This window comes from Propionibacterium sp., from assembly GCF_047719395.1.
GTDB lineage: Bacteria > Actinomycetota > Actinomycetes > Propionibacteriales > Propionibacteriaceae > Propionibacterium.
In genome coordinates, this window is the sequence record NZ_JBDNTB010000076.1 from 1 (window position 1) to 9,456 (window position 9,456).

A 9,456-nucleotide genomic window follows, 5' to 3' on the forward strand; every position below is an offset into this window, starting at 1 on the left:
CCCGGCCGGGGGGCGGCCCCCCCCCCCCCCCCCCCCGGGCGCCCCCCCGGGGTGTCGCCGTACGGGCGGGCCTGCGGCCCGGCACCCCCCCCCCCCCTTCAGCGTGTCCGCAGGCCCTCGGCGATCGGAGGTATTGCCTGCCGTCATGGAGCGTCCTGAGCACTGCACCTCCCGTACAGAAATGCAAAGAATCGGTGGTTTCGCGACGGAATAAGTGCACTCTCAGTAAAGTTGAGTGTGTTGGACTCAACTTCATATCAGGCTAGAAGAAGGACACATGGACACCGAATCACTCACCACGATGAGCCGCGACGCGGTCACCGCTGCCCTCAGGCTTGCCCTCACCGCGGGCAACCCCCAGGCCGAGCCGGTGCACCTGCTGCATGCCATGCTCATGGTCCCGGAGAATTCGGTCGGCCCGCTGCTCACCGCGGTCGGAGCCGACCCTGGTCAGATCGATGCCGAGGCAGAGCGTGCAGTGAAGGCGCTGCCCTCCTCCTCCGGCTCCTCTGTTGCCCAACCCCAGCTCTCGGGCGCTTTCGCCCGGGTGCTCGCCGACGCGCAGACCCGCGCCGAAACCCTCGGCGACCGCTATGTCAGCACCGAGCACCTGCTCATCTCGCTGGCCACCGTGACCGGCGACGCCCAGCGCATCCTCAACACCGCGGGCGTCACGCCGAAGGGCCTCGAGGAGGCATTCAACGAGAGCCGCGGGGACAAGCGCATCACCAGCCCCGAGGCTGAAGGCGGGGAATCCGCCCTCGACAAGTATTCGGTCGATCTCACCGCCCGCGCCAGGGACGGCAAGCTCGACCCCGTCATCGGCCGAGACTCCGAGATCCGTCGCGTCGCGCAGGTGCTGTCGCGCCGCACGAAGAACAATCCCGTGCTGATCGGCGAACCCGGCGTCGGCAAGACCGCCGTCGTCGAGGGTCTCGCCCAGCGGATCGTGGAGGGCGATGTGCCCGACTCCCTCAAGGGTCGCCGGCTGGTCTCGCTCGACCTCGCGTCCATGGTGGCCGGCGCCAAGTACCGCGGCGAGTTCGAAGAGCGCCTCAAGGCCGTGCTCAATGAGATCAAGGAGGCCGAGGGCCAGATCATCACCTTCATCGACGAGCTGCACACGGTCGTGGGCGCCGGCGCGTCCGAAGGTTCGATGGATGCCTCGAACATGCTCAAGCCGATGCTTGCCCGCGGCGAGCTGCGGCTGATCGGTGCCACCACCCTTGACGAGTACCGCGAGCACATCGAGAAGGACCCCGCGCTGGAGCGCCGCTTCCAGCAGGTGCTGGTCGGCGAACCCTCCGTGGAGGACTCCGTCGCCATCCTGCGCGGGCTGCGTGAGCGTTACGAGGCGCACCACAAGGTGCGCATCACCGACTCCGCGCTGGTCGCCGCAGCACAGCTCTCGCAGCGCTATATCCCCGGACGTCAGCTCCCTGACAAGGCCATCGACCTGATCGACGAGGCCGCCAGCCGGCTGCGCATGGAGATCGACTCCTCTCCTGAGGAGATCGACACGCTGCGCCGCCAGGTGGACCGGCTCACCATGGAGCAGTTCGCCATCGAGAAGGAGCAGGACGCCGCGTCCAAGGCGCGGCTGGAGCGGATCAACCAGGAGCTGGCCGACACCAAGGAGGAGTTGCGCGGTCTTGAGGCGCGCTGGAAGGCCGAGAAGGAGGGTCTGAACCGCGTCGGCGAGCTGAAGACCCAGATCGACGCGCTGCGCACCGACGCCGAGAAGTACACCCGCGAGGGCAACCTGGCGAAGGCCAGCGAGATCCTCTACGGCGAGATTCCCGCCCTGGAAACCCAGATGGACGAGGCGGCTGCCGCCGAGCAGGACAAGTCCGGCTCGTCGATGGTCTCCGAGGAGGTCACCTCCTCCGACATCGCCGAGGTGGTCTCCGCGTGGACCGGTATCCCGGTGGGCCGGATGCTCGAGGGCGAGAGCGAGAAGCTGCTCGACATGGAGAACCGGCTTGGCAGCAGGCTGATCGGCCAGCATGATGCCGTCAAGGCTGTCTCCGATGCGGTGCGGCGCGCCCGGGCCGGCATCTCGGACCCGAACCGCCCGACCGGCTCGTTCCTCTTCCTGGGCCCCACCGGGGTCGGCAAGACCGAGCTCGCCAAGGCGCTGGCGGAGTTCCTCTTCGACGACGAGTCGGCGATGGTGCGCATCGACATGAGCGAGTACATGGAGAAGCACACCGTCTCGCGGCTCGTCGGCGCCCCTCCGGGCTACATCGGCTACGAGGAGGGCGGCCAGCTCACCGAGGCCGTGCGCCGTCGTCCTTACTCGGTGGTGCTGCTCGACGAGATCGAGAAGGCGCACCCGGATGTCTTCAACATCTTGCTGCAGGTGCTCGACGATGGGCGGCTCACCGACGGCCAGGGCCGCACGGTGGACTTCCGCAATGTCATCCTCATCATGACCAGCAATCTCGGCTCGCAGTACCTGGCCGACCAGTCGCTGGACGACAAGACCAAACGCGAGCGGGTGATGGAAGTCGTGCGGCAGTCCTTCCGCCCGGAGTTCCTCAACCGCCTGGATGAGATCGTGCTGTTCGATCCGTTGACTCGCGAGCAGCTGGACAAGATCGTGGACATCTCGCTGAACAGACTGAATCGCCGGCTCGCCGAACGCCGTATCCACGTCGAGACCACTCCCGCGGCACGCGAGTGGATCGCTCGCGCCGGATTCGATCCGGTCTACGGTGCCCGTCCACTGCGCAGGCTGATCCAGACCACGATCGAGGACCAGTTGGCCCGCGCGATGCTGGCGGGCCAGGTCGCCGACGACCAGACGATCACCTTCGATGCCGATCCCTCCGGCGACGGGGTGCACATCGTCTGATCCTGATGCCGACCCGCCTGATGGCCTGATCCGTGATGGATCTGCTGTCAGGCGGGGCCCTGCGTGCCGAGTGCTCGGGGCGCGGGGTGTGGAAGTCATGAAGACGACAATGAGCCGTGGGCGGTGAACCGGCCCGATCAGGGCGTGCCGGGGCTTCCCGGATGCGGGACAATTGCGGTTGTGGCACATCAGAAAGCGTTGCCGGAGACACTGCACGTGATGGCCGACAGCCATGTGCCGGGGGCCTATGTGGTGCGCGGCGGGGGAGTGGACCATTCCTTCATCGATCTGGACGACCCCACGCGCGTCGAATTCCCCTACATGGAGCGCATCACGGAGCTCTTCGACGCCTGGGCTCCGGCCGGGCAGCGACTGCGCGCGGTGCATGTGGGCGGTGCGGGCATGACCCTGGCCCGCTACCTGGCATACACCAGGCCCACCTCGGCGCAGATCGTGCTGGAACCCGATGCCGAGCTCACCGCGGAGGTGCGCCGCGAGCTTCCGCTGCCCTCGCGCTCGGGCATCAAGGTGCGCCCGGTGGACGGGCGTACTGGCATCCGCGCGATGCGCGACGAGTATGCCGACATCATCGTCGTGGACGCCTTCGATCGGCTCTCCGTGCCCGGTGAACTGGTCACCGCCCAAGCTTTGGCGGACATGGCGCGGGTGCTGCGCACCGATGGCGTCGTGGCGATCAATGTCACCGACCGTTCGCCCTTCGCCTGGACGCACCGGGTGCTCGCCGGGCTTGCCCACGTGCTGCCTCAGATGGCGGTGAACTCCGAGATCGCCACCCTCCGAGGCCGCCGGGCAGGAAATCTCGTGCTGATCGCCAGCCGCCGGGAACTGCCTGCGCTGGCCCTGCTGAGGACCATGGACAAGGTGGCCTTCCCCTCCCGCTGGCTTTTCGGCGCTGAGCTGGACTCCTGGCGCGGGGCGGCCGAGCCCTTCGACGATGCCGCGCCGCAGGGCAGTCCGGTTCCGCCGAGCACCAAGACACATTTCGGCTGAGGCCCCTAGGCTGAGATCATGGCGTGGGGCAGGGGTGCGGGCGAACGGCGGCGCCCGAGCGCCTTCTCGGCCGTCATCGCTGCTCTCGTCGTGGTGGCGCTCGTTATCGCGGGCATTGCCGCCTGGCAGGTGTGGGGCACGAGTTGGCGCGCATCCGCCGCCACCCGGCAGGCCATGTCGGACTTCTCCGCAGGGTGTTCGGCAGGCAGGGCGCAGGCCGATCAGAATGTCGTCGCCGTCATGTCCATCCCCTCCCTCGGTGTCGAAACACCCGTGGTGCGCGGCGTCGGCAAGGACTCGCTGCGCCGGGGCGTCGGCTGGTATCCGGACACTGCGGCGCCAGGCCAGTCCGGCAACTTCGCCGTTGCGGGATACCGGATCACCAATGGCGCGCCGCTGCGCCACATCCTTCAGCTGAAGGACGGCGACCAGATCCGGGTACGCGACTGCCGGCACAGCTATACCTACTCCGTCGAGATGCCGGCCAGCGGGCTGACTGTCGGAGCTGATGCCGGCTGGGTACTCGATGCCGTGCCCGGGCACCCCGAGCGCATCCCCTCGCAAGCCCTCATGACGATCACCGCGAATCAGGACCAGGTGCCCAGCGATCAGCGGGCAGTGCTGTTCGCACGGTTGGTGACGGGCTGAGCCCGCCGAGGCCATAGGCTCGACCCATGACCGACCGCGAAGCCTTGCTCAGCCACATCGTCCAGGAAGCAGTTGTCCGGGGACACGTCGTGCTCTCCAGCGGCAAGCAAGCCGAGTACTACATCGACATGCGCCGTATCACCCTGTCCGGGGTTGCGGCACCGCTGGTGGGACGCGTGATGCTCGACCTGGTGTCGGGTTGGGACTTCGATGCGGTCGGCGGGCTCACGATGGGCGCCGATCCGGTGGCGGCAGCGATGCTGCACGCGGCGGCGGCTGCGGGAAAGCCGATCGATGCCTGCGTGGTGCGCAAGGACGCCAAGACGCACGGCCTGCACCGCCGCATCGAAGGCCCTGATGTGAAGGGACGCAAGGTGCTGGTGGTCGAGGACACCTCCACGACCGGTGGTTCGGCGTTGACCGCGGTGGGGGCGCTGCGTGAGGCGGGCGCCGAGGTTGTCGGCATCGCCGACATCGTGGATCGTTCCGGCGGTGTCGTCGAGGCTGCGGTCAGCAAGGCCGGGCTGCCCTACCTGTTCGCCTACAGCGCCGAAGACCTCGGTCTGTGATGCAGGGTCGATGAAAAAGTCCGTTAGGCTTGGGTCATGGGCGGCCTACTGATAGTCCTGATCGTCGTTGTCATCCTCGTGCTGGTGGGGCTGGGTCTGTTCATAGGGCCCTACAACTCGCTGGTCCGGCTGCGCAACACCCTGCAGGAGGCCTGGCGGCAGGTCGACGTGGAGCTCAACAGACGCTACGACCTGATCCCGAATCTGGTCGAGACCGTCAAGGGCTATGCCACTCACGAGCACAACACGCTGTCCGACATCATCTCGCTGCGCAACCAGGCGCGTCAGCTGGACGCCGGTGCAATGCCCACCCAGGAGCGCTCCGCCATCGAGAGCCAGCTGTCGGGTGCGGTGGGCAATCTGATCGTGACTGCCGAGGCCTATCCGCAGCTCAAGGCGGACGCGGGTTTCCGTCAGCTGGCCGATCAGCTGGCCCAGACCGAGGATCGCATCGCGAACTCCCGCCGCTACTACAACGCGGTGGTCGGGAACTACAACACCAAGGTGGAGTCCTTCCCGTCCAACGTGAGCGCGAACATGTTCCACTTCGAGAAGGCCGCCTACTTCCAGCTGGACGATCCGGCGATGCGCGCGACCCCCCAGGTCAATTTCGGTGAGATCGGCTACGGCTCGGGGGTCCAGCAGCCGGGATCTGGCCGGCCGCCGCAGATACAGCCCGGCCAGTTGAACAATCCGGTCGGCCCGCCCCAGGTCGGCGACCAGCAGTCCCCGCAGCCTGAACCCCGTCGTCAGGACGGCGGCCAGAACTAGCTCGTCGTCAGGACGGCGGCCAGAACTAGCTCGTCGTCAGGACGGCGGCCAGAACTAGTCTGCGACGCGCTGCGCTGTCACGGCTTCCGCCTGGGCCTTGCGCTTGCCGCGCCACCATTCGATGGCCATCGGGATCACCGAGATGAGCACGATGAGCACCAGCACAGCATCGATGTTGTTGCCGATGAAGGACACATTGCCGAGCAGATAGCCCAGCAGCGTCACGCCCCACACCCACAGCAGGCCACCCAGCGCGGTCCAGACGATGAAGTGCCGGAAGGTCATTCCGGCGGCGCCGGCCACCATCGTGACGAAGGTGCGCACGAAGGGCACGAAGCGTCCGAGCACAAGGGCCTTCGACCCGTAGCGCTCGAAGAAGGCGTGAGTGTCAGCGAGGTGCTTGGGGCTGAAGATCTTGCCGAACCAGTTGTCGCGGGGTCTGAACAGCCATCCCGAGACATAACCGCCCACGTAATACCCAGCCACATTGCCAGCGACGGCGAAGACAGTCATGACAAGGCATGAGATCACATAGACCATGGGCTTGCCCATGGCACCGAAGGTGATCGACGGCGGGGTCATGGCGATGAACATGCCCACTGTGAACAGCAGTGAGTCGCCAGGCAGGATGGGGAAGATCGCGCACTCGATGAACAGGATCAGCGAGACTCCCCACAGCGCCCAGTTCCCGAGGCTGTGGATGATGGTCGCCGGGTCGAACCAGCTGGGCATCATAGGGACCAAAGCGGGCAGCTGCATGAGGAGATCCACGCCTTCACGGTAGCCTATGGCTCCGTGCATCCCGCCTGTCCTAATCGCAAGCCAATCTCCAGCACGATGCCCCCGGACGACGCGCAACTCGTCATGGGTCCTGGTGGTGCGTCACTGGATGCGGCGGGTGGGCAGGCGTCGGCTGGAGGAGTGTCGGGCGGTCACGGTGAGTCCAGGGCAGACATCGCGCTGCCATCCGAGGTCGTCTATCCCCGTGACCCCACGGCGGCCAATGTGGGTGTGGGGCCGGCGCCCAGGCCGTGGCCGCAGGACCCTCGGCTCGACCCCCAGCTACTTGCCCAGGGTGATCGTCGCAATGTGCTGGACCGCTACCGGTACTGGAGCGTCGAGGCGATCGTCGCGGATCTCGACGCCCGCCGTCATCCGCTGCACATCGCCATCCAGAACTGGGAGCACGACTTCAACATCGGCTCCATCGTGCGTACCGGCAACGCCTTCAATGTGGCGGGCGTCCACATTCTCGGGCGGCACCGCTGGAACCGCCGCGGGGCGCTGGTCACCGACCGTTATCTGCACGTGTACCACCACCCGGATGTCGCATCATTCGCCGAGTACTGCCGCTCGGAGAAGCTCGAAGTCGTCGGGGTGGACAATCTGCCGGGCTCGGTGCCCCTCGAGGTGTCGTCCCTGCCGGAGCGCTGCTGCCTGGTCTTCGGCTCGGAGGGCAATGGTCTCACCCCCGAACTCGTGGCCGCCTGCGGGCAACTCGTCGCCATCACCCAGTACGGCTCCACGCGCTCGATGAATGCCGGCGCGGCAGCCGCGATCGCCATGTACCACTGGGCGCTCGGTCACGCCGCAGGTGCCGACGCGGGTGGTGTCAGCACACCGGTTTCGGCACAGGCTGCCCGTGGAATCGCTGGTTAGGATGGCGGCATGAACCGGGTGGTGGCATGAGCGGGGTGGGCGCACAGGAAACCCGGCCGTCGGTTGCTGCACGCACGAGCTCACCGGTTTCCCGATCGGCCCTCACAGCTGTCGTCGACCCCCGGGCGATGACAGCAAGGGCTGCCCGGATGCGTTCTGCGCTGATCCGACAGGCGATCGCCGCGGTGACCGGCACGCTGATATCCATCCTTCTCATCCTGACCTTCCAGACTGGTGGTGACCCGGGCCGGCGCACAGGCATGCTGGCCTTCGTGGTGCTCGTGCTTCCGGCCCTGTACGGCTGGTGCCGCCTGATCGCCGAGCTCATCAAGCGACACCAGATTCGGCGTGCCATCGCGCGCATCGTCCCGGGTCTGGTGCTGCGTGTCGAGCGTCCGGGCCTGGTGCTGCGCAATGGCAACAGACTCGAATTCATCAGGTGGGAGCACATCAGCGCAGTGCGGGGCGTGCGCCGCTGGGATCTGCCCGGCCCGGAGCTGCGCGTGGTGCGCCGCGACGGCACTCATTGGGCGGTGCCCTTCATCCTGCTGAACGTGCTGCCCGGCGGCATCGACGACGGGCTGAGGGCCTACTCTGGTGAACGGCTGGGCCTCGACATGACGGCGTGTGACGACTTGTGGTGACCGCTTGCAGTGCACCGGGGCTGGTTTGAAAGAATTGGAAGGGTTTACGCCGTCGGCATGTGGCCGCGGCGAGCCCACCGACAAGGCGACGAGCCAGAAGGAAGCACTTTATGCCTATCGCAACCCCTGAGGTCTACGCTGACATGATCGATCGCGCCAAGAAGGGTGCGTTCGCGTACCCCGCGATCAATGTCACGTCCTCCCAGACCGTGAATGCCGCGCTCCAGGGCTTCGCCGAGGCCGAGTCCGACGGCATCCTGCAGATCTCCACCGGTGGCGCCGAGTACGCCTCCGGTCAGAAGGTCAAGACCATGGTGACCGGTGCTGTTGCACTCGCCGAGTATGCCCGCGTGGTCGCCAAGACCTACTCGATCAATGTTGCTCTCCACACTGACCACTGTCAGAAGGAGAAGTTGGACAAGTACGTCAACCCGCTCATCGCGATCTCCCAGGAGCGCGTCGACCGCGGCGAGGACCCGCTGTTCAACTCCCACATGTGGGACGGCTCGGCCATCGAGCTCGGTGAGAACCTGGAGATCGCCAAGGAACTGCTGGAGCGCACCTCCAAGGCCCACATCATCCTCGAGGTCGAGATCGGCGCTGTCGGCGGCGAGGAGGACGGCGTCACCGGCGAGATCAACGACAAGCTCTACACCACCGTCGCGGACGGCACCAAGACCATCGAGGCCCTCGGCCTGGGTGAGAAGGGTCGTTACATGACGGCCCTCACATTCGGCAATGTGCACGGCGCCTACAAGCCCGGTCATGTGAAGCTGCGCCCGGAGATCCTCAAGGAGATCCAGGACGCCTGCGGCAAGAAGTTCGGCAAGGACAAGCCCTTCGACCTGGTCTTCCACGGTGGCTCCGGCTCGACCGCCCAGGAGATCGCCGACGCGGTGTCCTACGGCGTCATCAAGATGAACGTCGACACCGACACCCAGTACGCCTTCACCCGTCCGGTCGTGGACCACATCATGAAGAACTACGACGGCGTCCTGAAGATCGATGGCGAGGTCGGCAGCAAGAAGGCTTACGACCCCCGCGCCTGGGGCAAGAAGGCCGAGGCCGGCGAGGCCGCTCGCGTCGTCGAGGCCTGCACGCAGCTCGGCTCGCTGGGCACCCACAAGGCCTGATCTTCAAGCCTGCTGGTTGGAGACCATGATGGGTCGGCCCCCGAGGGGGCGGCCGCCGAGCTGAGTTGGGCAGGGGTGGCGGGGGGTAGCCGCCGGGCGTTAGGGCAGGACAGGTTTGCGGGGGGGAGCGGTGGTGGCCGGCCTGCACCGGGCGGTTGGGGTCG

Annotated in this window: 9 protein-coding genes; 8 read left to right on the plus strand and 1 reads right to left on the minus strand. The window is 66.7% G+C overall.

Annotated elements, in window-relative coordinates:
- The first annotated feature begins 277 nt into the window (after nt 1-277).
- The 5 genes from clpB (at nt 278) to ABF648_RS11230 (ending at nt 5,856) form a co-directional block, all read left to right on the plus strand.
- On the plus strand, nt 278-2,857 hold the full coding sequence (gene clpB / locus ABF648_RS11210; protein ID WP_415632343.1) for an ATP-dependent chaperone ClpB: 2,580 nt from the start codon (nt 278-280) through the stop codon (nt 2,855-2,857).
- Nucleotides 2,858-3,076: 219 nt separating this feature from the next.
- A complete protein-coding gene (locus ABF648_RS11215) occupies nt 3,077-3,868 on the plus strand; it encodes a spermidine synthase (protein WP_415632349.1) in 792 nt (263 codons plus the stop codon).
- A gap of 18 nt (nt 3,869-3,886) precedes the next feature.
- Nucleotides 3,887-4,516, plus strand: coding sequence for a sortase domain-bontaining protein (locus tag ABF648_RS11220; protein WP_415632344.1), 630 nt, complete (start codon nt 3,887-3,889; stop codon nt 4,514-4,516).
- Nucleotides 4,517-4,542: 26 nt separating this feature from the next.
- Nucleotides 4,543-5,085 (plus strand): orotate phosphoribosyltransferase, encoded by a 543-nt coding sequence (gene pyrE, locus ABF648_RS11225; protein WP_415632345.1) that lies wholly within the window; start codon nt 4,543-4,545, stop codon nt 5,083-5,085.
- A gap of 36 nt (nt 5,086-5,121) precedes the next feature.
- Nucleotides 5,122-5,856: a LemA family protein gene (locus ABF648_RS11230; RefSeq protein WP_415632346.1), complete on the plus strand. Its 735-nt coding sequence runs from the start codon at nt 5,122-5,124 to the stop codon at nt 5,854-5,856.
- Between the two features lie 54 nt (nt 5,857-5,910).
- Here ABF648_RS11230 and ABF648_RS11235 read toward each other — a convergent pair whose 3' ends face one another.
- Entirely contained in the window at nt 5,911-6,615 is a 705-nt protein-coding gene (locus tag ABF648_RS11235; RefSeq protein ID WP_415632350.1) for a DedA family protein, read from the minus strand.
- Between the two features lie 246 nt (nt 6,616-6,861).
- Here ABF648_RS11235 and ABF648_RS11240 point away from each other — a divergent pair, with 246 nt between their 5' ends.
- The 3 genes from ABF648_RS11240 (at nt 6,862) to fbaA (ending at nt 9,292) form a co-directional block, all read left to right on the plus strand.
- A complete protein-coding gene (locus ABF648_RS11240) occupies nt 6,862-7,515 on the plus strand; it encodes a TrmH family RNA methyltransferase (protein ID WP_415632351.1) in 654 nt (217 codons plus the stop codon).
- Nucleotides 7,516-7,664: 149 nt separating this feature from the next.
- Complete coding sequence (locus ABF648_RS11245) at nt 7,665-8,159, plus strand: hypothetical protein (RefSeq protein WP_415632347.1); 495 nt, start codon at nt 7,665-7,667, stop codon at nt 8,157-8,159.
- Nucleotides 8,160-8,269: 110 nt separating this feature from the next.
- On the plus strand, nt 8,270-9,292 hold the full coding sequence (gene fbaA / locus ABF648_RS11250) for a class II fructose-bisphosphate aldolase (RefSeq protein ID WP_415632348.1): 1,023 nt from the start codon (nt 8,270-8,272) through the stop codon (nt 9,290-9,292).
- Nucleotides 9,293-9,456 lie beyond the last annotated feature (164 nt).

Coding starts and splice junctions, on each gene's coding strand:
- ABF648_RS11220 (WP_415632344.1), top strand. CDS start 3,887: ATGGCGTGGGGCAGGGGTGCGGGCGAACGGCGGCGCCCGAGCGCCTTC.
- clpB (WP_415632343.1), top strand. CDS start 278: ATGGACACCGAATCACTCACCACGATGAGCCGCGACGCGGTCACCGCT.
- pyrE (WP_415632345.1), top strand. CDS start 4,543: ATGACCGACCGCGAAGCCTTGCTCAGCCACATCGTCCAGGAAGCAGTT.
- ABF648_RS11230 (WP_415632346.1), top strand. CDS start 5,122: ATGGGCGGCCTACTGATAGTCCTGATCGTCGTTGTCATCCTCGTGCTG.
- ABF648_RS11245 (WP_415632347.1), top strand. CDS start 7,665: ATGCGTTCTGCGCTGATCCGACAGGCGATCGCCGCGGTGACCGGCACG.
- ABF648_RS11215 (WP_415632349.1), top strand. CDS start 3,077: ATGGCCGACAGCCATGTGCCGGGGGCCTATGTGGTGCGCGGCGGGGGA.
- ABF648_RS11235 (WP_415632350.1), bottom strand. CDS start 6,615: ATGCAGCTGCCCGCTTTGGTCCCTATGATGCCCAGCTGGTTCGACCCG.
- fbaA (WP_415632348.1), top strand. CDS start 8,270: ATGCCTATCGCAACCCCTGAGGTCTACGCTGACATGATCGATCGCGCC.